Origin of the sequence: Psychrobacter sp. Ps6 (assembly GCF_022129235.1) — a bacterium.
Lineage (GTDB): Bacteria > Pseudomonadota > Gammaproteobacteria > Pseudomonadales > Moraxellaceae > Psychrobacter.
Genome location: NZ_JADQAI010000002.1, coordinates 170,274 through 195,549, shown reverse-complemented (window position 1 = coordinate 195,549; position 25,276 = coordinate 170,274). Strand labels below are relative to the sequence as shown.

General features: G+C 43.7%; 20 protein-coding genes and 3 tRNA genes. 8 read left to right on the top strand and 15 right to left on the bottom strand.

What is annotated here, in order from left to right; translation table 11 throughout:
- Both I3255_RS03470 and I3255_RS03465 read right to left on the bottom strand, forming a co-directional pair.
- Complete coding sequence (locus tag I3255_RS03470) at positions 1 to 1,725, bottom strand: FAD-dependent oxidoreductase (protein WP_238036863.1); 1,725 nt, start codon at positions 1,723 to 1,725, stop codon at positions 1 to 3.
- A 62-nt stretch (positions 1,726 to 1,787) separates the two neighbouring features.
- Positions 1,788 to 2,525: an SDR family NAD(P)-dependent oxidoreductase gene (locus tag I3255_RS03465; protein WP_238036861.1), complete on the bottom strand. Its 738-nt coding sequence runs from the start codon at positions 2,523 to 2,525 to the stop codon at positions 1,788 to 1,790.
- A gap of 523 nt (positions 2,526 to 3,048) precedes the next feature.
- Here I3255_RS03465 and I3255_RS03460 point away from each other — a divergent pair.
- Complete coding sequence (locus I3255_RS03460) at positions 3,049 to 4,251, top strand: pyridoxal phosphate-dependent aminotransferase (RefSeq protein ID WP_238036859.1); 1,203 nt, start codon at positions 3,049 to 3,051, stop codon at positions 4,249 to 4,251.
- Between the two features lie 248 nt (positions 4,252 to 4,499).
- Positions 4,500 to 4,575 (top strand) — tRNA-Asn (locus I3255_RS03455).
- A 189-nt stretch (positions 4,576 to 4,764) separates the two neighbouring features.
- Here the strand turns inward: I3255_RS03455 and I3255_RS03450 are convergent.
- From I3255_RS03450 to msrB, 9 genes are all read right to left on the bottom strand, one after another.
- Entirely contained in the window at positions 4,765 to 5,385 is a 621-nt protein-coding gene (locus I3255_RS03450; RefSeq protein ID WP_238036858.1) for a DUF411 domain-containing protein, read from the bottom strand.
- A gap of 123 nt (positions 5,386 to 5,508) precedes the next feature.
- The gene (locus I3255_RS03445; protein ID WP_238036854.1) at positions 5,509 to 6,798 is read right to left on the bottom strand and encodes an arsenic transporter; all 1,290 of its coding nucleotides are present in this window, start codon (positions 6,796 to 6,798) and stop codon (positions 5,509 to 5,511) included.
- Positions 6,799 to 6,866: 68 nt separating this feature from the next.
- Complete coding sequence (gene arsH / locus I3255_RS03440) at positions 6,867 to 7,640, bottom strand: arsenical resistance protein ArsH (protein WP_238036851.1); 774 nt, start codon at positions 7,638 to 7,640, stop codon at positions 6,867 to 6,869.
- The gene (gene arsC, locus I3255_RS03435; RefSeq protein ID WP_238036848.1) at positions 7,627 to 8,034 is read right to left on the bottom strand and encodes an arsenate reductase (glutaredoxin); all 408 of its coding nucleotides are present in this window, start codon (positions 8,032 to 8,034) and stop codon (positions 7,627 to 7,629) included. Before arsC ends, arsH begins: the two co-directional genes overlap by 14 nt.
- A 47-nt stretch (positions 8,035 to 8,081) precedes the next feature.
- Positions 8,082 to 8,444 carry a winged helix-turn-helix domain-containing protein gene (locus tag I3255_RS03430; protein WP_238036845.1) on the bottom strand — a complete coding sequence of 121 codons (363 nt, stop codon included), beginning with the start codon at positions 8,442 to 8,444 and terminating at the stop codon, positions 8,082 to 8,084.
- Between the two features lie 833 nt (positions 8,445 to 9,277).
- Positions 9,278 to 9,354, bottom strand: a tRNA-Asp gene (locus I3255_RS03425).
- A 52-nt stretch (positions 9,355 to 9,406) separates the two neighbouring features.
- Positions 9,407 to 9,482: transfer RNA gene (locus I3255_RS03420), tRNA-Val, on the bottom strand.
- A 414-nt stretch (positions 9,483 to 9,896) separates the two neighbouring features.
- Complete coding sequence (locus I3255_RS03415; RefSeq protein WP_071001950.1) at positions 9,897 to 10,382, bottom strand: glutathione peroxidase; 486 nt, start codon at positions 10,380 to 10,382, stop codon at positions 9,897 to 9,899.
- A 143-nt stretch (positions 10,383 to 10,525) separates the two neighbouring features.
- Complete coding sequence (gene msrB, locus I3255_RS03410) at positions 10,526 to 10,951, bottom strand: peptide-methionine (R)-S-oxide reductase MsrB (protein WP_238036842.1); 426 nt, start codon at positions 10,949 to 10,951, stop codon at positions 10,526 to 10,528.
- A gap of 439 nt (positions 10,952 to 11,390) precedes the next feature.
- Here msrB and I3255_RS03405 point away from each other — a divergent pair, with 439 nt between their 5' ends.
- The gene (locus I3255_RS03405) at positions 11,391 to 13,022 is read left to right on the top strand and encodes an aminotransferase class I/II-fold pyridoxal phosphate-dependent enzyme (RefSeq protein WP_238036839.1); all 1,632 of its coding nucleotides are present in this window, start codon (positions 11,391 to 11,393) and stop codon (positions 13,020 to 13,022) included.
- Positions 13,023 to 13,122: 100 nt separating this feature from the next.
- Here the strand turns inward: I3255_RS03405 and I3255_RS03400 are convergent, their stop codons facing one another.
- Together I3255_RS03400 and I3255_RS03395 are read right to left on the bottom strand one after the other, a co-directional pair.
- Entirely contained in the window at positions 13,123 to 14,730 is a 1,608-nt protein-coding gene (locus tag I3255_RS03400; protein WP_238036836.1) for an inorganic phosphate transporter, read from the bottom strand.
- Between the two features lie 639 nt (positions 14,731 to 15,369).
- Positions 15,370 to 17,049: an ATPase gene (locus tag I3255_RS03395; protein WP_238036833.1), complete on the bottom strand. Its 1,680-nt coding sequence runs from the start codon at positions 17,047 to 17,049 to the stop codon at positions 15,370 to 15,372.
- A gap of 348 nt (positions 17,050 to 17,397) precedes the next feature.
- Here I3255_RS03395 and I3255_RS03390 point away from each other — a divergent pair, with 348 nt between their 5' ends.
- The 5 genes from I3255_RS03390 to I3255_RS03370 all read left to right on the top strand — a co-directional run bounded on the left by I3255_RS03390 (position 17,398) and on the right by I3255_RS03370 (position 23,322).
- Positions 17,398 to 18,102 (top strand): hypothetical protein, encoded by a 705-nt coding sequence (locus I3255_RS03390; RefSeq protein WP_238036830.1) that lies wholly within the window; start codon positions 17,398 to 17,400, stop codon positions 18,100 to 18,102.
- An 84-nt stretch (positions 18,103 to 18,186) separates the two neighbouring features.
- Positions 18,187 to 19,236: a bifunctional demethylmenaquinone methyltransferase/2-methoxy-6-polyprenyl-1,4-benzoquinol methylase UbiE gene (ubiE, locus tag I3255_RS03385; protein ID WP_238036828.1), complete on the top strand. Its 1,050-nt coding sequence runs from the start codon at positions 18,187 to 18,189 to the stop codon at positions 19,234 to 19,236.
- 80 nt (positions 19,237 to 19,316) lie between these two features.
- Positions 19,317 to 20,021, top strand: coding sequence for a hypothetical protein (locus tag I3255_RS03380; protein WP_238036825.1), 705 nt, complete (start codon positions 19,317 to 19,319; stop codon positions 20,019 to 20,021).
- Between the two features lie 118 nt (positions 20,022 to 20,139).
- Positions 20,140 to 21,798 carry an AarF/UbiB family protein gene (locus I3255_RS03375; protein ID WP_238036822.1) on the top strand — a complete coding sequence of 553 codons (1,659 nt, stop codon included), beginning with the start codon at positions 20,140 to 20,142 and terminating at the stop codon, positions 21,796 to 21,798.
- A 96-nt stretch (positions 21,799 to 21,894) separates the two neighbouring features.
- Entirely contained in the window at positions 21,895 to 23,322 is a 1,428-nt protein-coding gene (locus tag I3255_RS03370; RefSeq protein ID WP_238036819.1) for an FAD-linked oxidase C-terminal domain-containing protein, read from the top strand.
- Between the two features lie 76 nt (positions 23,323 to 23,398).
- On the opposite strand, the gene ruvB is transcribed toward I3255_RS03370, so the two are convergent.
- Together ruvB and ruvA are read right to left on the bottom strand one after the other, a co-directional pair.
- Positions 23,399 to 24,379, bottom strand: a complete 981-nt coding sequence (gene ruvB / locus I3255_RS03365) for a Holliday junction branch migration DNA helicase RuvB (protein ID WP_238037224.1) — start codon at positions 24,377 to 24,379, stop codon at positions 23,399 to 23,401.
- Positions 24,380 to 24,558: 179 nt separating this feature from the next.
- Positions 24,559 to 25,179 (bottom strand): Holliday junction branch migration protein RuvA, encoded by a 621-nt coding sequence (gene ruvA / locus I3255_RS03360; protein WP_238036816.1) that lies wholly within the window; start codon positions 25,177 to 25,179, stop codon positions 24,559 to 24,561.
- Between the last annotated feature and the right edge of the window lie 97 nt (positions 25,180 to 25,276).

Genomic DNA, 25,276 nt, shown 5'->3' with positions numbered 1-25,276 from the left:
TTATTTGACTTTACGGCGAGCAAATAAGCCACGTTTTTTATTTTGGTGACTATTATCAGCCGCACCCTGTAAGCGCTCAGCATACTCAACCAACTCCTGATTAGTAGTCGCAGTGATAATCTGACGCTTATCAAGTTTGCGTACCTTTGTGTCAGCCTTTATCGGCAAGTCTCTATAACGAAATGGCGTATGTGCACTATCCGCATTAGGCAAATGCGCTGGATCAACTTCGTCTTTTATATCGATATCATGGCCGAGCGCCTGACACACACGTAGACCGCTGCGTACGCCATCTTCATGAAAGCCATTAAACCAATATGCTCCGCAAAAATGCGTGTGCAACCCAGCGCCAGAGATGCTTGACCATTTGGTTTGCGCCTCAATCATCTTTAGATCAAACACTGGATGGCTATAATCAATGCTTTTGACGATTTGCTTATCATCGACTTCATGGTTAAGTGTAACCAAATAATTATGCTTCTTGGTCAGACGCTGCAAGATGTTCATATGATACGTTAGCACTGGTTTTTCAGGTGGTTGTGTATTTACGCCAGCTTGATTCTTATCTGGCACATTGTCTGAAGTTTTTTCATCAATAAGATAATTCCAGCTTGCCCATGCCAGTGGCTTCTTAGGTAAGACGCTCGTATCGGTGTGCAATACTGCCGTGTTTTTGGTAAAGCGGAAGTGACTCAGCACCTCGGACTCATCGGTACTGGCATCTTTTAGAATCTTCAATGCGGTATCTGCATGGCAGGCAAAAATGACTTCATCGAATACAAGGTTTTCGCTACTGTTAGCATCACCTTTGCTCTGCACCGTCAAAGCATTCTGTACTGTCAAAGTCACTTGCTCACCATCACGCGTCACAGACTGTACCGGGCTGTTGACTCGCACTTTGCCGCCTGCTTTGATAAAGCGTGGAATCAACTTATTAACGTATTGCTTTGAACCACCTTTGATCGTAAACCATTGCGGACGATTGACCACATCAAGTAAGCCATGATTGTCAAAGAATTGCGCAAAAAATACCAATGGGAAATCTTGCACTTCATCCAGACTGGTTGACCAAATGGCTGAGACCATCGGCAGTAGATAGTTATCGGTAAACAGCTGACCATAGCTTTTTTGTGCTAGATAACCACCGAGTGTCTGCTCAGTAAATCCGCTAATGTCTTGTTCTGCAGCACGCGCACTATCATACTCTTGACGGAGCTGCTTGATGTGCTTATTAAACTGCAAGACATCTTTGATAAATTGCCAGAACTTCGGATTAAGTACGTTTTTGCGCTGCGATAATAAGGTGTTGAGAGTATGCCCATTATATTCAAAATGACGTGCCATATTTTTGACAGAAAAACTCATATCCGTCGCCTGAAATGGCACTTTTAGATCATAGAGCAAACGGAAAAAATTGGGGTAAGTACGCTCATTAAAAACAATAAAACCGGTGTCTATGGCGCTGCTCTCTACGTTACTACTCTTTGCTTTTTTGCCGTCCTGTAGTGCCACATCAATGGTATTTACATGCCCGCCGATATAATCATTGGCTTCAAATACCGTCACCTCATGTTGCGCGCCTAAGTAATGCGCACAAGTCAGTCCTGACACACCCGAGCCGATAATAGCGATCCGTTTTTGCGCTGATTGAGAGTCAAAGTTATTTGTATTATTACTGGTATCAGCTTTTTTCTTGGTTGCACGCTTGAAACGAATAAACGGCATAAAGGCATTCCCTTTTATATGTTGATGGCCACTGGTATTTTTATGAGCAGAGTATGAATAAGTTATTTTTTGTTGAGCTTGTCACTCACTTGCTGCCAGACCAAATCAGGTAGTGTGCCCAATGCTTTTAGTGGCATCGTTAATTTTTTGGGAAACTCAATAACCTCATGACCGCTTTCTATGCCATCACGGATGGCTTGACTGGCCTGCTTTGGCGTCTGGATAAACGGCATAGGAAAATCATTTTGCTCAGTCATCGGCGTCTCGACAAAACCCGGTACGACCAAACTGACCGACACATCGTGTGGCGCTAAGCTAATCTGTAGTGTTTTCATGAGGTAATGGATAGCAGCTTTTGAACTACCATAAGCTTCAGCACGGGCAAACGGCACATAAGCAGACGCTGAGCCGATACCGACTAGGCGACCTTTAGATGCAATGAGCTTTGGCAATACGCCTTCGATGGCATGAGATAATGTTCCCATATTGACTGACATCACTTTCATAAATACTTCGCTATCAAAGTTTGGCATATCTAGGTATTCACACATACCAGCACCGCAAATCGCCAAATCAACATGTTCGACTTCTTCAAACGCTTCAATGACTTTGTCACGATCCATCAGGTCCAAATCAATCGTTTCTGCGCCGAGCGACTTGAGCTCAGCCAGCGCGTCATCATCACGTCCAACAGCATAAACTGTGTGACCCTCTAGCAGATAATCCTTGGTCAATTGATTGCCAATACCAGAGGTCGCACCAGTAATAAGAATATGTAGTTTTTTAGTAGAGTCTGTCATCGTAAATATCCTTTTTAAATGTTCTTATAATATAAAAAGCGTATCGCTCAACAAAGAGTTGAATAGCTCTGTCTTTAAATTTGGATGCAAGCTTTTAGCTGAGCGTATTTGTGCTCTGATATATTGCCTGTTTTTATTAACCTATAAGCCATCTTATTTAACAAACCTAAATAATTATAGTGGTCGGCTATAGGTTTATTGTTGTGTCTTCGCAATTGCTACAACAAAAGCATCTTATCTTTGCTGTGGCCTTCATATTTATACAGTGAGTCATGCTAAAAGACAGTCTGCAATGTTTTGTTATCAGTGTGATAAGACAGCTCCATATGAGCATGCTACAATATCTGTGTAGCCATGCAGATGTAGATGACTGTGTTATTTATGACCAGATCCTGGCTATCGTTGCGAGAAACTCAGGCTGTTTTTCAAGTGGCTTGATGTTTTGTCGTGACCGCAATCACAACCTTATACAATTGATATCAGATTTTCACCAATCCCACTCCCATATAAAAAAGGATCTCTCATGAGCGAGTTGCAACTGTCTGACCGCGTCAATAGCATCAAACCCTCTCCTACGCTAGCGATTACCAATAAAGCAAAAGAACTAAAAGCAGCTGGCAAAGATATTATCGGTTTGGGCGCAGGCGAACCTGATTTTGATACCCCTGACCACATCAAAAAAGCTGCAATCGATGCCATTAATGACGGTTTCACCAAATATACCGCTGTTGATGGTACGCCAGAACTCAAAAAGGCTATCATAGAGAAATTCAAACGTGACAATGACATCAGCTACGAGCCAAACGAAATCCTAGTATCGGTCGGTGGTAAGCAATCATTCTTTAACCTTGCCCAAGCATTCATTAACCCTGGCGACGAAGTCATCATACCAGCACCATACTGGGTCAGCTATCCTGACATGGTTATCATCGCAGAAGGCGTACCAGTCATCGTAAAATGCCCAGCTGAACAAGACTTCAAAATCACCGCTGAGCAGCTAGAAGACGCCATCACTGAAAAAACCAAAATGTTGGTATTGAATAGCCCGTCCAACCCGACTGGTATGATTTATACGTTGGACGAGCTAAAAGCCATCGCTGAAGTATTGAAAAAGCATCCACACGTTTATGTGGCATCAGACGACATGTACGAGCATATCCGCTGGACGGGTGATAAGTTCTACAATATTCTAAATGCAGCGCCTGAGCTAAAAGACCGTGCCATTATCCTAAACGGTGTGTCTAAAGCCTATGCGATGACAGGCTGGCGTATTGGCTATGCTGGTGGCCCTGCCAAACTCATCGGCGCGATGAAAAAAGTACAGTCACAATCTACTTCATGCCCAACCTCTATCAGCCAAGTGGCTGCAGAAGCAGCCATCAGTGGCGATCAGAGCGTACTTGAGCCAATGGTAGCGGCATTTGAGAAGCGTTGCGACCTAGTTGTTGATGGTCTAAACGCCATCAAAGGTATCACTTGCTTGCGCCCTGACGGTGCGTTTTATGTGTATCCGAATATCGTGCCACTCATCAAAGCCGCTGGCCTATCATCATGTACTGAGTTTTCAGCATGGCTGCTAGAAAAAGTCGGTGTCGCGGTAGTACCTGGTGATGCTTTCGGCCTTGGGGGTTATATGCGTATTTCTTATGCGACTGATGAAGCCACATTGAAAGATGCCTTGTCACGTATCGAAAAAGCCGTTGCTGACTTGGACGTTGCTGAATAAGTCACAAAGCATCGTTAGTTTTATAATTGCTTTAACAAAAAAGACGCCGCATAGTTTCTATGCGGCGTCTTTTTTTTGCTATTTATCCGTAAAAGCCCTCTCTCTCATCATTAAAGTGATATTTTTTACGAATTATGAAAAAAAACGCTTGACGTATTTTTTATCTTTGCTAGAATACGCCCCACTTAGCAAGAACTCGTTAGAGACTTCTAAGGCTCGTTGTAAGCGATTAGTTACTTACAGCTTATTCTCCAATAGCTCAGTTGGTAGAGCAACGGACTGTTAATCCGTGTGTCCCTGGTTCGAGCCCAGGTTGGAGAGCCACATTTTAGTAGTAAACCTTTTGAGTCACTATAGATTCAATTATGGCATTTGCCAAAACCCTCATCAGTTTGATGGGGGTTTTTTTATGGCTTAGATTTGAAGGCAATTCTACATTTACTCTAATTCTTTGATAAGCGTCTGCATTTCTTTTATCTCGCGTTTTTGTGCTTCAATAATATCATCGGCAAATTATAGCTGCTGAGCCATAGACTCAATCTCCGCATATACTTGGTTTGTCCTGTCTTTGTTTATTTGCATAATTTGATACGGCATGAACTGGTCTTGATACTCCATGCCTGGACTACCAACTGGCATGCCCGGTACAGCGAGGCCAATGGCTTGCTCTGGTGGATTCTGCAAAAACTCTGCCACATACTTAGCAGGGACATGACCTTCAAACACGTAGCCATCGGTCGTGACTGCCGTGTGACAAGAGCGTAGCTCATCAGGCAGACTATGACGGTCTTTAATCAATGACAAATCAGCTGGGTGCTGTACTGTCACGCTTAGGCCATGTGTCTGTGCATGACCTATCCATTCTTCGCAGCAACCACAATTGGCAACTTTGTAGACGGTTGCGGATACATTTTTCAAAATACCAGTCTGGCTCGATTGCGTTTGGGCTATAGATCCTGACACCGCTTCAACGTTTGCATCTTTAGCGTTAGTGTTGACACTTAAGTCATCAGTATTATCAGACTGTGCGCATGCTGACAATAAAAGCACAGCCACCAATACGGCTGCCTCTCGTGTTGGCATGAGTAAATGATGACGAGGTCTACCGGTAGGTTTTACAATAAGCATTGTCATTTTATGGCCTCATTTTTGGTAAAACACTGATTACATTTAGACCTTATCATGTCAGAATAAAGCTGAACATCCATACTATTATCAAATTGCTGTACTCGCAAAGAAAGCTTGCTAATGCTTTAATCAGCTTGGCAGCATAGGCAGCCAAACCACCAAGGCCAAAAGCGTCACTAATAGCACAGGAGGCGTAATCAGCAGACCTATTTTTATATATTGTCCCCAGCTGATTTTATAGTCTTTTTCTGCCAGTACATGCAACCATAATAAAGTGGCAAGACTGCCAATCGGTGTAAACTTGGGGCCCAAATCATTACCGATCACATTGGCATAAATCATCAGCTCTCGCGTCGCGGCGGGCACGTGCGCCTGATCAATCGCGAGCGCGCCGACTAAGGTGGCTGGCATATTGTTCATAATAGACGCGACAATGGCAGATAAAAACCCAGTCCCCACTGTAGCAATGACTGCGCCCTGCCCTCCTAACCAATTGAGAACTTGCGCGCCATATGCAGTAAGACCTGCATTTCCCAAACCATATACCACCAGATACATACCGATCGAAAATAGCACGATTTGCCAAGGGGCTTTGCGTACGACCTCACTGACAGATATTACCGCACCGCGTCCAGCGATGACCATCAGTACGAGAGCTGCAGCACCAGTGACAAGGGAAATAGGTAACCCTAACGGCTCCGTCGCAAAATAAGCAACCAGTAGCAAACCCAGCAATGGAAAAGCGGCACGAAACACCAATGGGTCGGTAATAGCAGATGCAGGGGCGCTTAGATTATCGACTGGGTAATGCTTGGGAATATGACGGGCATAGACCATCCACAATACCAGTAGCGTCGCCAATACGGACACGATATTCACAGGCACCATGACCGCCGCATAACGCCCAAAACCAATATCAAAATAATTGGCACTAACGATGTTGACTAAGTTTGAGGTGACCAAGGGTAGACTTGCCGTATCAGCGATAAAACCCGTCGCGATGATAAAAGCTAAAGCGGATGGCGGTGCGAAATTGAGGCGCAACAAGATAGCAATCACAATCGGCGTCAGTAATAGCGCCGCCCCATCATTGGCAAAAAACGCAGAAATAAACGCACCCAATATAACAACCATCGGAAACAGTAGTCGCCCTTGCCCATTGCCAAGCCTTGCCACATGCAGCGCTGCCCAACCAAAAAATCCTGCTCTATCTAAGATAAGTGAGATGATGATCAGTGCCACAAAAGTAAAGGTCGCATCCCAAACAATATCCCAAACGATACCGACATCTGATAGCTGCACCACACCAAGCACCAACGCGACCAATGCGCCGCCCATCGCACTCCAGCCGATACCCAATCCTTTCGGTTGCCATATGACCAGCACCAGAGTGACAACAAAAATAGCAAACGCAAGCATGGCACAGCCTTACCTAGATAGTTATGTTCATGTAATTATATTAGGGAGACAGTCTTAGCATATCCGTATCAAAGCGACTTTTGATTAACGCGTTTTGATAGTTCTTCAGCGCTCTCGACGCGTTCTGAATAGCGATCGGTAAGATACGCTGAGCGTCCGCGGGTAAGCCAAGTAAATTTCACCAACTCTTCGCAGACATCGACCAGGCGCAGATATAACGGCGACATATCCATGCGATTGTTCTCGTTGAACTCTAAAAAGGCTTTGGGTATAGAGGACTGATTGGGGATAGTGATCATCCGCATCCAACGTCCAAGAATACGCATCTGATTGACCGTATTAAAGCTCTGACTGCCGCCACTGACTTGCATTAGTGCCAAGGTTTTACCCTGTGTCGGACGCACGCCACCTAGAGACAGCGGAATCCAATCGATTTGCGCTTTCATAATACTGGTGATACTACCATGACGCTCTGGACTCACCCAAAGCATCCCTTCTGACCACTGCGCCAACTCTCGTAGCTCTTGTACTTTGGGATGGTCTGAGTCTACATCGTCAGGCAATGGCAAGCCTGAAGGGTCAAACATCCGCACCTCACAACCATACCAACGTAACAGTCGGCTCGATTCTTCCGCGGCCAATCTGGAGAATGAGCGCGCGCGGACAGAGCCGTATAGCACCAGTATTTTGGGCGCATGACGTGGGTCATTGGGCGCGATTAACGACTCAATATCGATTGGTTGAATATTGTCGACATCGATATTGGGTAAATCGTCAAAGCTAGAATTTGCTGAAGCAGTAGACTCTATTATTGATGCTGGTTCGGCCTTAGTGTTTGCCATGATAAATGACCTCTCCATCTTCTTTGGTGAAGCTACTGACTGGGTTTGCTAGCAGTTCAAACACGCGCTCTGAAGGACGACATAAGGCCGCACCTTTATCAGTCACCACGATCGGACGATTGATCAAAATAGGATGCGCGATCATGGCATCGATGATGTGATCATCAGAGAGCTCAGGATTGTCTAGGCCAAGCTCATCATTAATCGTCTCTTTACTTCTTAGCAACTCTCTTGGAGAGATTTGCATTTGGGCTAACAATTCAACTAAGCGCGCTCGCGTTGGTGGAGTTTTTAGATATTCCACCACTTCTGGCGCTTCTCCTGATGCTTTAATAATGGCAAGGGTGTTGCGAGAGGTTCCACAATTAGGGTTATGAAAAATTAAAGGTTTCATCGTGATCTTACCTATTTTATAAGTATGTTTATTGAATCAATCATTGGTTAATGACTCTCTTGCTCAGCAGATTCATTTACCCTGCATCCACTTAAGCTGTCGATGAGTGAGGCACACAGTTCTGGATGTCCTGCGCAGCAGTCTTGTAGTAAAAACTGAATGACGCTATCCATATGTGAGAGCGACGCCCGATAGATAATTTGCCGGCTTTGTCGTTGTGAGACTACCCACCCTGCTCGTGCCAGCACCGCTAGATGCGCTGACATCGTATTGTGCGGTACACCAAGCTGACGGGCTATTTCACCCGCAGGAAGACCGTCAGGCTCGTGGCTGACCAGCAACCTGAAAGCCTTTAAACGAGTGTCTTGAGAGAGTGCAGCAAAGCTTGCAGTAGCAGTAATTATTTCCATATGTCCAATAATATAGACATATTAAAATAATTCAATGGTTTTTTGATGAAACTTTGCTCTTTGGAGAGTATCAGGAATCACTCACCATAGTTCAATGAGCCAAACTACTTCTAGCACTAATAGTTATTGTTCTTGGGAGTAACACTGGATAAATTGATTGTATTTATAGTTAGAGCTTATGGGTTATAACAAGCGCGGTATTACCTAACGCTATAACTTACCGCTGATTTGATCGGTTGTATACTCGACCTACATGAATCAAGCTGATCAGCTTGATCAGTAGCTTTATAAGTAGCTGTGCACTACCAAGAATAAACAGCCACGTCCCATCTGTGGTGAGCGACTCTTTTAAAAAGAAAGAGCTACCAATCAAAAACTAAATAGCGATAAGTAAATCATTGACTGCGTCCAACGCATCGTAACGTCGCTGTATCACAATATGGTCTTGTCCAACCCCTAAATCTAGCTTTTTACTATCACTCAAAATGCATCCCTTATATATCTATATTTATTAGGCAAACAGATATATCAGGCTGCAAATGCCGCTGTCAACAGAAGGCGCTGTAAGGCGTACGAAAATAAAGAGATTAATACCTGCTATGGCTTATTTATCCAATAATTTTAAGGCTAATTTTTACTTATATTTCATATTACTGAAAATAGTGGCAAAAACGATTTTCGATTGATGATCGTGCTAACGTGGCGGGCTCATCTGCAATATACCAAAATATGATGACACTAAGCAAAAACACCCAAACACAAAAAAACCTCAAACAATCTAATGTTTGAGGCGAAACTTGCTTAAACTTAACCGTTTAAATTCGTTTTAAATATGGCGCAGCGGACGGGACTCGAACCCGCGACCCCCGGCGTGACAGGCCGGTATTCTAACCAACTGAACTACCGCTGCTTAGGTCGTCTTAGCTTCTTGCTCTTATTTAAAGAGCCCACCTGCTAAGAAGTGGTGGGTGATGACGGATTCGAACCGCCGACATTCTGCGTGTAAGGCAGACGCTCTACCAACTGAGCTAATCACCCTGAAGAGCGTATAAAAAAAGCACTGCTTTTTTAGCTCTGCAAGAGAATTTTCCTTAAAGGGAAAATTCTAAAAACTATGCATAGGAACCGAATTTTACAATTTACATTTTCGTAAATTCTAAAAGCTCAGTACCCAATATAAGGTATAACTTCTACTACAAGAGAAATTCTTTAAATAGAATTTCTATATTGCTTCATTAACATCAGCTGTCACACTCAATGTTAACTTAACCAGCTGGGTTTGTTTAAGTCCCCTTGCTGTGGGTGTGTATTATATAGATTTACACTTGGCTGTCAAACGCTATTTTTCACTTTTTTAAATATTTTTCGCTTTTATATCGAAATTTTTAGCAAGCATATGTTTTTATTGATTTTATATTTTCATAAAAAATCAATTTTTTTCAGACTCGATACTTACTTATTGGTTAATGCTTGCTCAATGTCTTTTTTGATGGCATCTGGCTTGGTCGTTGGCGCATAACGATCGATGACCTGCCCTTTGCTATCGATTAAAAACTTGGTGAAATTCCATTTGATGCCATCTGTCAGTAGGCCGCCTTTTTGGTCTTTAAGCCAGTCATAGATAGGATGAGCGTCTGCGCCATTGACATCAATTTTCGCCATCATAGGAAAGCTGACACCATAGTTTTTTTGACAAAACGCGCCGATCTCATCATTGCTACCGGGATCTTGGCTGCCAAATTGATTACAAGGAAAGCCGATAACGACTAGCCCTTGATCTTTGTATTGTTGATATAACGATTCTAACCCTTCGAACTGCGGAGTGAATCCACATTTGCTTGCCGTATTAACGATTAGCAATACTTTATCTTTATACTCAGAAAACGCTTGCGAGCTGCCGTCCATACGCTCAGCGGTGAAGTCATAAATAGTACTCATCATCTATCCTTAAATTGAGAATTTTATTATTTTGATTATTTGTTTCAATAACGCTGTTTTCTTTATCACATGAATATTAGAAACCCTTGAAAAGGAAGCACTCTGTACTTCCCCTCTCACACTTCTAAAATCAGATAAAGGACTTACTTCTCAGATTTATCTAAATCAATAGATACTGAGTTGATACAATAGCGCATACCTGTCGTCTCACGTGGACCATCAGGGAACACGTGCCCTAAATGTGCACCGCAGTTGCTACAGGTCACTTCGGTACGAATCATACCCAATGAGTTGTCAACATGCTCGTCTATCGCGCTGTTATCAACCCCTTGATCGAAACTTGGCCAACCACAGCCCGCGTCAAACTTATTGCTTGAATCAAACAAACTGGCACCACAGCCTTTGCAGCGATAGACTCCATCATCAGTTGCATCGTTATAAACGCCTGTAAATGGACGCTCTGTGCCCTTTTCACGCATCACATGATACTCATCAGCGCTCAAACGCTCTTTCCAGTCAGCTTCGGTCAATTGGCTGATTTCTTCTTTGCTTAATTGATTGTCTTGCATAATTTACCCTTATTCGATTATTTATTATTAATAATAACTATTTTATCGCCATATGATTATGAGAACGACGTGCTCTATCTGTTGGTTATCGGTACACTATTCAAGGCATATATAATAAAAGCACTCTCTATATCGTGAGATAGAAAGCATGATTGACGAGATTAACTGAGTTAAATATACCAAACTAATTTTAGATAATAATGGGTAAAGATGTAATTTTGATACCTATGCATTTTCTGCTTTATAGAAGGTATTTAGAGAATACAAATATAAGATAAATGTCAATTGCAAGATATACTTGCAATTACTCATAAAGCTGATTGTAAAATCATTTGCAAATTAACTATCAATGCAATAATATCTTGCATTAGTATTTAACTAAAACGTTTAATATATCTCTACACTGAATAGTTACTGATTAACAAAGGCTCAAATAACAATGTCTGATGACGATAGTAAAAGCACACAAGCGCAGCGACTGGTACAGTTGCGCCGTGACAAAGGATTTACTGCTGAGCAGCTAGCACAGGCAATGACAACAGCTGGTGCAAAAGTGAGTCGCGGTGCTATCTCCAACTGGGAGCGCGGCACTAACGGTATCGTATCATCAAAGCTGCCCACACTCGCACGTATTTTGGGTTGTAGCGAAGGCTACCTATTGCGTGGTGATCTTAAGGATGAAGCTGCTGATACCGATGATCCAGCATCATCTACAAAGCAAAGCGAGTTCAGTTCGACGAGCCCTAAAGCAACTACGGCTCAACCGATTTTATCTCCTAGTACGATATCTTTTAATCATGATAAAACTTCACACAACCACTCGATAAATGGTCACGCTATGAACACCATAAAAAAATCCGATAAATTACAAAACGTCTGCTATGACATTCGCGGCCCCCTACTACAAACTGCCAATAAAATGGAAGCAGAGGGCAAGCGTATATTAAAACTAAACGTGGGCAATCCAGCCCCGTTTGGTTTAGAAGCACCTCATGAGATCTTACGTGACGTGGCGATGAATTTATCTGAGGCAACGGGTTATTCAGACTCGCAAGGGATTTTTTCAGCGCGCAAAGCCATTTTGCAATATTACCAGTCAAAAGGCTTGTTATCGGCAGTTGACGTACGTGATGTGTATTTGGGCAATGGGGTTTCTGAGCTTATCGTCATGACCATGCAGGCATTGATGAACGATGGTGATGAAGTCCTGATTCCGATGCCAGACTACCCGCTTTGGACAGCAGCGGCTAACCTCGCTGGCGGCACCGCTGTGCACTATCGCTGTAATGAAGAAGACAACTGGCATCCTGATATTGAGGACATCAAATCTAAAATCACTAGCAAAACAAAGGGTATCGTGGTTATTAACCCCAATAACCCGACAGGCTCCCTTTATAGCGATGAGTTATTAAAACAAATTATCGAAGTCGCGAAAGAGCACAACCTAATCATCATGGCGGACGAGATTTACGATCGTATCCTCTATGATGACAATGTACATACACCGATGAGCACCTTGACCGATGAAGTATTGGTACTCTCGTATAATGGTTTGTCAAAATCGCACCGTATTGCAGGATTTCGCTCAGGTTGGATGATGGTATCAGGCCGCAAACAGCACGCAGCTGACTTTATTGAAGGCTTGGATATGCTAGCGTCTATGCGTCTATGCTCTAACGTGCAAGGACAATATGCTATTCAAACCGCGATGGGTGGGCATCAGAGCATGCAAGACCTAACCTCTGAAAAGGGTCGTCTATATAAACAGCGCGAAATGGCAGTCTCGCGTCTTAATGCTATTAAAGGTATTTCTTGTACCATGCCTCAAGGCGCGTTTTACTGTTTTCCAAAGATGGATCCAGAGGTTTACCCTATCACCGATGATATGGACTTTATGATGGACTTGCTCGTTGAAGAAAACGTATTGATGGTACAAGGCACAGGCTTTAATTGGGACAAACCCGATCATTTCCGCTTGGTCTTTTTACCCAACTTGCTTGACTTAGAAAATGCGATGGATAGATTGGACCGATTTTTTGCAAAAAAACGCCAGCAGTTTGGCACTGAGTAAATCCTCATATTGCATTAAAAAACGCTTATCGGCATTATGCTGATAAGCGTTTTTTATGGCTCTAAAATAAGCTTTAGTGCAGAACTCTATCGCCCTAAGATTAAAAAATATTGCTCAATACAATATAGCTGATTGCCGATAGACCAGCAGCAACTGGCAAAGTGATGACCCATGCCAAACCGATTGGCTTCATGAGCGCCCAATTAGTGTCTTTATTAACCATACCAATACCCAGTACCGCCCCAACTAAGGTATGCGTGCTCGATACAGGTAGACCCATCGTTGATGCGCCCATAACGACCGCAGCAGCAGCCAGCTCAGCTGAAAATCCAGAAGCTGGATGCATCTTAGCTAGATTGGTACCGACAGTTTGAATAACTTCTTTACCAATAAACCAAAGACCAACGATTAGCGCCACACCAAAAGTTAGCATAACAGCAGGGGGTACGGCCGCTTCGGTCGCAATGCTATTGGTACGAATGACATCCATAATCGCAGCAAAAGGACCAACTGCATTGGCAATATCGTTTGAGCCGTGACTAAAAGCAAATGCTGACGCGGTAAAGACCTGCATCCAGCTAAACATAATAAAGGTGGCTTTGGTCAGATCTTCTTTGTGCTTACCTCGGATACTCTTAGTATAAATATAAGTCGCAAGCCATACTAACGCTGCTATCATCCCCATGATTAAAAAGCCTTGCAACGTCGTCATACCGTTATTGACGTTTTTCAAACCTTTAAAGATAACCAAGGAGGCCATAACTGCACCGCCCGCAGCCGCAATAATAGGCACCCATTGCTTCAATGCTTTTAAGGTATCGAGGTTGCTGCGCTCGTTTTCAAGCTTATAAAGTTCTTTGTAATAATCCGTCTCTAAATCTTCAACCAAGCAATCATCATCTTTATAGATTTCTTGATCACGTAGCATCGCTGACGTATAAGCCAACTGCTCTGACTCGGTTAGACCATCCAAAAACTCTTTATGGTTTTGCTTTAATACTTTTTTATTAGCTTTTAGCTCACCAATATGCGCTTCTGTTCTATCATTATACTCAATGATATTTTTCTTGATTTGGCCGTATAGTAGATAAGACAAAACGCCGCCTAGTAACGGTGATAGAACCCAAGAGATAGCGATAGTGCCAATCTTGCTCCAATTTACCGTTGATAACGCCATTTCAGTACCACCTAACGTGATACCCAATACGATGGAGCTACCCACCACGCCGCCAATAATTGCGTGAGTGGTCGACACTGGCAGACCTTTTTTGGTAGCAAATAACAACCAAAACGCAGCAGCAAACAGCGCTGAGAGCATGACATAAATAAACTGGTTGGGATCGACTGAGAGGCCATCTAAATCGACAATACCGCTTCGGATGGTATCGGTTACTTCACCACCTGCCAGTACGGCGCCCGACACCTCAAATATCGCTGCGATACCCAATGCTTGCGGGATAGTCAGCGTCCCTGCACCCACTGAAGTACCAAAGGAGTTGGCGACATCGTTACCACCGATATTGAATGCCATAAAGACACCAAACGCGGTCGCTACAATAAATAGCGTCGTTTGCTGACGCATGGTGTAATCTAAACCCCACCACAAAAAGTAGATGGTCATCGCAATCAATAAAATGGCAAAAAATAGATTTACTTTCATAGAGCCGACTGATTGGGTTGGCCCTGTAGAACTGTTGCTAATACCCATACGTTGATACGTCCTGCGTAAGCTGATTGAAATTATATGCGATTAGTAACATTGCGCAGCCATACATGTGAGTTTTAAAACCACGCACTAAAGTAGCATGATGATAAATGCGCAACGTGCTTTTTAAACAATGAACGCTAAACAATAATGTTTAACGGATTCTGCTGCCGTACCTTAAAATCATTTATCTATGCTTGATTCAGAGTGCTGATACGCTTCTCTGTAAAAACGCATTACATATCAAAAAGCCGCAAAGTATATTGCCCAATCATTTGATTACAGCATCTTGCGGCTTATCTTTCTGGTGATGTTACGGTTTTTATCAGTACATTTTTTATCAATAAAGTGTTTATCAATACTTAGATACGGCGATAATGTCTTTTAAACATTTGTACCCATCATAAGATATGCATCTGTCAGCACATTTTACGACAGGGTAAAGACAATTGCGGCCCTATTATATTAAATATAATCACATAATGCATAATGATATTGCAAGATTTGTAACTGTGAGCGTGTCCACAGAATTCATCCTTTATCAATGACAGATTAAATTTCGTATGTTTCCCTAAGCAAAATTGGGAAAAAATGGTTTTTAAAAGTATAAACAACCTGTAAATCTTAGTTATTTTTTGATAGCTATTTGCTGTCAGAGGCTTCCGATAGCTGCTGTATAGCATGATCTAAAACGTCTAAACGCGCTTGTCGCTTCTCATTGGTCGCGATAATACACCATGGCGCTGTTTTTGTATTGGTGCGTGCCAGCATATCTGCTGCAGATTGCACGTAATCTGACCATTTATCACGATTGCGCCAGTCATCATCAGTGAGTTTGAATTGCTTGTGCGGTGTATCTTGTCGGGCTTCGAAGCGTTTTAGCTGCTCTTTTTTATCAATAGCTAACCAGTATTTGATGACCAGTGTCCCAGCCTCCACTAAGTCCGATTCAAAACGATTGATTTCATCATAGGCACGCTGCCACTCCTCATCGGTAGTAAACCCTTCAATACGTTCAACCAGCACGCGCCCATACCAAGTGCGATCGAAGATAGCGATACGGCTAACATGGTTTGTTTGCTCATTAGGTAATTTCGTCCAAAAGCGCCACAAATAAGGGTGCTGATTCTCGTATAACATCGGTGCGCCGATATTGTAAATTTGATATTCACGTGGATCGAGTGCGGCAACTAGCCTTTTAATTGCGCCTCCTTTCCCAGCCGCATCCATGCCTTCAAAGGCAAAGACAACATGACGACCTTGACGCGCCCGTAGTAATTCAGCGAGATGTGTTTGTTTCTTTGTCAAAGCATCATTATATTCAGACTTACTGATCTTTGAATCATCAATATTGGTCAAGCTTTTCGGTATCTTTACCGGTTCGAACGGCGCCTGTTCAACTTTTAGTTTGGATTTTTTTGTCTTGGACGGTGGTTTTTTTTCTGTAGATTCGGTTGTACTGGTACGACTACTAACGAGCGCCATTTGCATCGCATGTAGGACTTCATGACAAAAATTATCTGCCGCTGCCGATTTATCATCACCATCGATGATGATCCAGTCATCTTGTTGCCGTAAAAGAGTGGCTGCAACCTCATTAAATTTTTCGATCACTTTTTTGCTGTTCCAGTTAATTTGATATAAAAACTGTGGATCAGCCTCACTATCTTGTAGGCGGCTATGCAGCGTTTCTATATCCACATGGAACCAGCATTTCAGTAGCCTAGTGTGATTGGCTATAAGATCCTGCTCAAATGCTTTGAGCTCAGCTAACTGCTGCTGTAAATAAGCTTGCCATTTCGCAATAGGCAGCGTATTTGTATCGATATGCTTTCGATGTTTCGATTGCTTCTTTTTATTTTCAGTATTCGATGTTGCTATGCGCATGACGTTGTATAACAAGTCAGCATACCAATTACCAAAATAAACCATCACATCGCCATGGCGCGGCATCGCGCCAGTATGAACTTGCCAAATAGGCTGATAGCTTAGCGGCGCATGACCAACGGTCGCCTCAACTTTAAGTAATCTTGGATCGACCCATTGCCTCAATTGCTTAACGGCAGTACCCTTGCCTGCCTGCTCCATCCCATTGACGAGTACCAGCAGCCCTGTTGGTTTATTAAGCGTTGGCGGTGTCTGTTGCCGAGTAGCTCTCAGTGCGTACTGCGCCGTAACCAAGGCGAGCCTAAGTGCATCCTTGTCCATAGAAAACTGACTCAAAGGATTGGGCGTTAGGCGCTCCTCGACGACTTGCTCACTAAACTGCGAACTGACCGCTTGTGGTGCCTCTGGTTCAGTAGTATCATTTTTCTGGGACATGATTGGACTCACTTTTATTGTTATTGAATGATATTGTTATTACACTGCTTTGCCATTGAACGATATTAGATACTCTGGCTTGGCAGACTCTTTTTGACATCGCATTTTATACTAGAGTGATTTCATCAGAAGTCTTGACGCTATTTCATCATAGCATTGCGCCAATCGAGTAAATAATATTGCTATGTAACAGTTTGGCATTTGTATTCTCATTTATTTTCTTTTATGGTGAACACAATTTTTAATACTTGCTAAAATAGCCATTCAAAAGCTTGTGCGGTTAAATAACCACAATAACGCTGCCTCAAATTTTCAATATTATCTATTTTTATTATAGGATTTACTGCCATGACCGCTTTAGCCGACTTGCAACAGCATTTGACACATTTTTGGGCTCTGCCTCACCATGAAAATGACGTATTGAGAGCCAAGCTCAACGAAGTACAAACATGGCAACAAGTACGTATCCGTCACACCCATCGTGCACTGTTTGAACAACCCAAAAACCAGCTAATGGCAGATTATTTTTTAACGAAGTTATATGGTGGTGATGAGTTCGAGATACTAGCAAAACAACTGGCCCGTATCCTGCCAAAAGCCAAAAAACTAGAACGTCTTGCCAAAGAGTCTGCATTAGAAGCTGGTAGTATGGGTATTCAAGCAGCAATTTTGGCCATTGAGCTCGATCTACATTTGGCTGAGTGGCTACTCGATCGAAACTTACCAGTGAACGCAGACAATATGCTAGCTGCCTACCGTGCAGTTGATGAAGAAGCTGAACGCCGAGTACAGATTGCCAACCTAAAAGACGTTTGTTACCGAACTGACAAACACTTAAATACCTTTATGCTCAAAAAGGCTTTTGCTTTGGCAAAGGGTGCTGCTTATCGCAGCAATTACCAGCCACTTTATGATTTCATCGACGCAGGCTTCAAAGCTATGAAACCTTTAAGTAGTGTAAGCAGTTTTATTGAACCGTTTTGTGAACGTGAACTGCTAATTGTTGATGAAGTACATAATGGCAGTAAGCCAGTAGGGTTTGGTGTATCATAGAATAAATACGCTAAATAGCTAATTAATTCTTGGCATATCTCAGGCTGTACATAGCCTAATAAAAACAAACCTTAGGATAATGTAATGACCGACACATCAAGTAATAACAACGCTCATTTGCAAGACAAATTGGTAAAAGACAGTATCGATCATAACCAAAAGATCAGCGCGCAAATATTACGCGCGCAGACAGCTGCATCTACTAGAGATAACAGCAATAATGACTTTACTAAAGTCCAAGACCTACCAACTGGAACGCCACAAGGCCAACAAACGACTATGCCAAATACCGAAAAACTAACCAGCACAGATACTTCAGTACGCACAGAAAGGCAAGCGCTTTTCAATCAGCGTGATGATATCAATAACCCACATACGCCTGAAACTGATGGTAACGAGCAAACCCACTTTGGTTATAAGACAGTCAATAAGGCCGAAAAACAAGCACGTGTGGCTGATGTATTCACCTCTGTCGCCAAAAAATACGACATCATGAATGATCTCATGTCATTTGGTATTCATCGTCTATGGAAGCGTTACGCCATTAGCCTATCAGGCGTTCGTGCTGGTCAGCATGTACTCGATATCGCGGGCGGTACAGGTGATTTAGCCAAAGTATTCAGCCGTGAAGTCGGTAGAAATGGCCATGTTGTATTATCTGATATCAATGCCGCCATGCTAGAAGTGGGCCGCGAGCGATTAATCAATGCCGGCTGCAATAACGTTGATTTTGTATTGGCAAATGCTGAAACCTTGGCACCATTTGATGACAACAGCTTTGATCTAGTCACCATCAGCTTTGGTTTACGTAATGTCACCGACAAAGATGCAGCACTGCGTGCGATGTACCGTGTCCTAAAGCCAGGTGGTCGCTTATTGATTTTAGAATTCTCAAAGCCCGTATTTGAGCCATTATCTAAAGCATATGACTTGTATTCATTCACAGCGCTGCCAATGATGGGCAAACTGATTGCTAATGATTCTGAAAGCTATCAATACTTGGCGGAATCAATCCGTATGCATCCTGATCAGCAAACGCTGAAACAGATGATGCAACAAGCAGGATTTGAGAATTGTGATTATCATAACCTGACTGCTGGCATTGTCGCTGTACATCGTGGTTTTAAAGTATAAAATACAATTAACAATACTATATTGAACTCAACATACGACGCGCTGACTCAAAGGCGCTCAATTAATGATGCGAGAGCCTTATGCTGACTGTTTTACTATTGGCTGGTGCCGAGAAGCTGATTAACATTGCTATTGCGAGTGACGAGATTACCAAGGCAGGGTTAGCGCCGCTTGCTGGTAAAGTATTGCGTCTCAATATGGGCATGCCTGACATTCATTTGGACGTATTGTTCACTCATGAACGTTTACGTTTTGAGCCAGTCACGACAGACAGTGTATTTGAGCCAAGTGGTCAGATGAATGAGCGCCAAAAAGCCAGTATGGAGCGTGCCCGTTTGGGTCATAGCCGTCCGGACTGTACCATCACGGTCGATAATCCAGCGCAGCTACTCAACCTGATGCGCGGCGCGGAGGGTAACTTACCAATCGCTGGCGATTACAAAGTACTGATGCAGCTCAAACAGTTGGTGGCTGGCTTTGATCCTGATTTGGCTGGGCAGCTTGAGCCATTAATCGGCAAACCAATGGCCAGCCAATTACATCTTCTTATCTCTCAGCTCAAAGGCAGCTGGCGTCATAGTGCCAAACGCGCATTTGACGATGTCAGCGATTGGGCCAATGATGTGGCAGGCAATAGCGCGCCTGACCCTGTCGAGGTCGCTGAAGTCAACGATCTCAAACAGCAGATTCTAAAGTTGCGTGCTGATGTCGAACGTGAAGAGGCCAAGCTTGCGGCTATCAAAGAAGAGCAAGCACGTTTTCTCAACAATTCTTTTCATCAGTAGTTTGTTTTATTAATAGCTCATCTTATCAATGATGAGCACACGCTATTATTTATAGCATTGTCTATAATGACGCATAGCGCCTACCCTATTTTCGTTTTTGTCCAGAGTACCCAATCCCATGCTACTATCTCACCGCGCCCGTCTACTTGAGCTTTGGCGTATCGCCGCAACTTATCGCCTTGATACCCATTTATCTGTCGAAGAAGCGCCACAGCTGCAACCTTTAGCACGATTAATTCGTACGCATCCAGCAGCATGGGGTAAAAAGCATCAGCCAAATGGGATCAAGTACGCTCTTGAAGATATGGGTACGTTGTTTCTCAAATTAGGCCAGCTACTCTCAACGCGTCGCGACTTGGTACCGCCTGAGATCATCGCTCAATTAGTACAGCTACAGGATAAAGTTAAACCTTTCGATGCTGATATTGCTGTCGCTCAAATTGAGCATCCAAAACATGGCCTCGGTCAGTCCATCGATACATTGTTTGCTCGTTTCGATATCAAACCATTGGCAGCAGCCTCTATCGCCCAAGTCCATACTGCAGCTCTGCATGATGGGCGTGAAGTGGTGGTTAAAGTCGTGCGTCCTGATATTCGTACTGTGATTGTCTCTGATTTTGAATTATTGCGAGAACTGGCAAGTTGGGCATCAGCTCGTATCGAAGCGGCGCGTGCTGTGCATATCATCGATATTGTTGAAGACTATCGACAAGTAATGCTCAATGAGCTGGATTTGACCCTTGAGGCGGACAACACTATCCAGATGCGCAACAACTTTTTGGGTTCAGCACTGATGTATGTACCCGAAGTGTATGATGCTACCAAAAATGTGATAGTTATGGAGCGTATCCAAGGGGTTCCAATCTCACAAATTGAGGTATTTGATCAGCTGGGTTATGACCGTGCCGCGCTTGCAGAGAAAGGCTTAACAATATTTTTTACCCAAGTCTTCCGTGATAACTTTTTTCATGCCGATATGCATCCAGGTAATGTCTTCGTAGAAACACCGCCTGTCAAAACATTGCATGCAGATATGGCAGCGGTTGATTTGGGTCATCAGCCACGCTATATCGGGCTTGATTGCGCCATCATGGGTACCCTGTCAAAAGACGATCAGCTTATCGTGGCACGTATGCTACTAGCAGTCATGAATAACAACTTTACCGCGGTCGTTGATATCGTTAGCCGTGCAGGTTGGATACCACCAAATGCTGATAAACATGCGCTGATGCGTGATATGAAGCGTACCGTAGGCCCCATGCTACAAAAATCAATCAACGATATCGATTTTGCTGGTGTGCTGATGCAGATTTTAGACATTGCTCGTCGCCATCATATGAGTATCCCGCCGCAGCTGATGCTATTGCTCAAAACCTTGGTACATGTAGAAGGTCTCGGTCGTGACCTATATCCTGATCTTGATATCTGGTCACTTGCCAAACCAATCTTGAGTAGCTGGATTAAAGAACAGTTAGACCCGATGCGTAATCTGCAGCAACTACGTCAACAATTGCCTGAAATGCTACTGTCTACCACTGATATCCCAAAGTTGCTGGATCAAGGGCTACAAAGCCTTGCCTCACAAGGATCACGGCAGGACAGCCAACTGCGTGAAATACAACAAATACGCGCCGATATGCTCAACGACCGTCGCCGCGACTGGTTGGCATTAGCAGGATTTGCTATTTTTATTGCTATCGCTACTCAAGTGGGCTGGTTTGCGCCATTGTTTTATTTGTTAGCTGTTTTAGCCGTTGTGTGGCGTATTCTAGCTTAATTAATATAGAACAAATGCCTGTCATTAAAGTATATCAAATGGATATTGAATATGCTAACTTAATGCCAAATAGTCGCATTATCTATAGGATTCATCATGTCATCACTACCATTGTCACAGACTGATAACACTATCAAGCCAGACCATAGCTTGGCCATTACAGCTTTGCAGGAACGTTTTGGCAAACAATTAAGTGTGAATTCAACAGTGCGTGAGCAACATGGCCATACGATGACGTGGCTCACCAATCAGCCACCAGATGCAGTATTAACGGTACAGGATAAACAGGAAGTAGCAGCGGCGGTCAAAATTTGCAATCAGTATGAGATGCCAGTAATCGCATTTGGCATTGGTTCGTCTTTGGAAGGCCAACTCAATGCACCTTATGGCGGGTTATGCATAGACATGCACGCAATGGATGCCATTTTGCAGGTTCATAATGAAGATTTGACCGTTACCGTGCAGCCTGGCGTGACGCGTGAGCAACTGAACCATTATCTGCGCGATACAGGGCTGTTTTTTCCGATAGACCCCGGCGCTAATGCCAGTATCGGTGGCATGGTCGCCACTCGCGCCTCAGGTACTAATGCGGTGCGCTATGGCACTATGAAAGATGTGGTACTCGCACTAGAAGTAGTGACCGCAAGTGGCGATATCGTACGAACAGGCACGCGAGCCAAAAAATCTGCCGCAGGCTATGATCTAACACGACTGATGATCGGTTCAGAAGGGACACTGGGAATTGTCACTGAAATCACGCTGAAACTGTTTGGCATTAGCGAATGTATAGGTAGTGGCATTTGTCATTTTTCGACCATTGAAGATGCTTGTCAGGCAGTGATGCTGACTATTCAGATGTGCTTACCTATTGCTCGTATTGAACTACTTGACGCGATGCAAATCAAAGCTTGTAACCAATATGCCAATCTGAATCTCACCGAGACGCCTACCCTATTTGTGGAGTTTCACGGTACAGAAGCAGGCGTTGCTGAGCAAGCGCAACTCTTTAGCGATATCATCGAAGAATTTGGTGGGCATGATTTTGCTTGGGATACCAATGAGGCTGAGCGCAAGCGCCTTTGGCAAGCGAGGCACAATGCGTATCATGCCAGTTCCGCCTTAAGGCCTGAAGCCAGCGCGTTATCGACTGATGCCTGCGTGCCTATCTCACGACTGGCTGAATGCGTCAGTGAGACTGCAAAAGATATCGAAGCATCGGGGATGATTGGACCGATTGTCGGTCACGTTGGTGATGGAAATTTTCATGTTCTGTTGCTGGTCGATACCAAAAATCCTGAAGAAGTCGCCACCGCTGAGGGGATTATCAGTCGTCTCGCTACGCGAGCTATCGAGATGGATGGCACCTGTACGGGCGAACATGGTATTGGGCAAGGGAAACAGAAGTATATGCAGCAAGAGCATGGAAATGCGCTAATACTTATGCAAGCTGTCAAGTCAGCCCTCGATCCCAAAAATATTCTAAACCCAGGAAAAATATGGCCTGAGGCTTTATCTCCTTCCTAATCGCCTTATTAAATCTATAGCCAAAAAAAAATCGCCTACTTTTGATTGGAGGTAGGCGACTTTTTAATATTTATCTTTATAGCATTTGATCAATTGCCATCTGTGTCAGCACCCGTCCACGAGCGGTACGAAGGACATATCCTTGTTGAATGAGGTAAGGCTCAATCACGTCCTCTAACGTACCTCTATCCTCTGCCATTGCCGCTGCCACGGCTTCTACCCCAGCAGGACCACCATCAAAGCGCTCGTGTAATATCTCTATATAGCGTCTGTCTAGATGATCGAGTCCTCGTCTGTCCACTGCCAACATATCTAGCGCACTACCTGCAATCGCACCATTGATGCTGCCATCGCCTTTTACCTCAGCATAATCGCGCACACGGCGTAGCAGGCGGTTAGCAATCCTTGGTGTACCGCGGGCACGGCGAGCAATCTCAATCGCACCATCTTCACTCATAGGTACCCGCATCAGACGTGCTGCCCGGCTCACAATCGTTGTGAGATCAGCAATATTATAGAACTCTAAACGCTGTACGATACCAAAACGATCACGCAACGGTGAGGTCAATAGCCCTGCTCTGGTAGTTGCTGCCACCAATGTGAAAGGAGGTAGATCAAGTTTAATAGAACGTGCGGCAGGCCCTTCACCAATCATAATATCCAGCTGAAAATCTTCCATCGCTGGATAGAGTATCTCTTCAATAACCGAGCTCAAACGGTGAATCTCATCAATAAATAACACGTCACCCGCTTCTAGATTGGTCAGCATAGCGGCCAAATCCCCTGGACGTTCAAGCACAGGCCCTGAAGTAGAGCGCAGATTACCACCCATCTCCCGAGCAATAATATTGGCAAGGGTCGTTTTACCCAGTCCTGGGGGACCAAATATCAGCGTGTGATCTAAGGCCTCATCACGGCCACGAGCCGCACCGATGAACACCTCCATTTGCTCACGCACCACTGGCTGACCAATATACTCAGCCAATAATGTTGGTCGGATATTAGCGTCAGGAGCGTCGTTCGCGCCTTCTAGCGGATTGATTAAGCGATCTTGCATCATAGAATTTATCATTATATTAAAAAATTAGGTAATAAATAGCATAAACAAACGCTACGCATAAGTCATGCAAAACCTCATTAAATAGGCGCCAAAACAAAAATAAGCGACACTCAATGTCGCTTATCTGTTAAATATACTATTTTGTTGTTATCGATAGATAACTTTGAAACGTGAGCTTAGAAACCAGACAACTGCTGTAATGTGGCTTTTAACAACCCCTGAGTGTCCGCAAAGGTGTCACCCTTACTTTTAGCTGCCTTTATGGCTAGCTGAGCCTCTTTTTCCTTGTAGCCCAAGCTAATCAGCGCCCCTTCTACCTCAGCAATAATACTGCCTTCGTGAGAAACGGCGGTTTGCTGAGGCATGAGCTCAAACGAACCGTTATCCACTTCGATATTTTTTAGCTTATCTTTGAGTTCGATAAGTAAACGTTGAGCCGTCTTCTTACCAATACCGGGGATGCGAGTTAATGCCGTTTCCGACTCTTGCTCAACATGCATTTTTAACTCAGCCGCTGACATTGCAGACAGCATCGCCAATGCCATTTTTGCCCCAACGCCATTGATCTTAATCAATTGGCGAAAGACATCGCGCTCTTTACGGTCAATAAAACCATAGAGCAGTTGCGCATCTTCACGTACATGAAAATGTGTCCAAATACTCGCCTGCTCGTTGAGATGCAATTGACAGAATGACGGCAATGGCAGCTCGATATCATAACCCACACCAGAGGTTGTCATGATACAGGCCGTTGGCGCCATTAAGTATTGTACCTGTCCGGTAATCAACCCAATCATCACTCACCTCTGTTGGTTATTATAAAGTTAAATCCGCTGCCATTTATTATGCAAGACCATCTTTCACTAGCATAGTCTATTGCTTATATACGCCTAG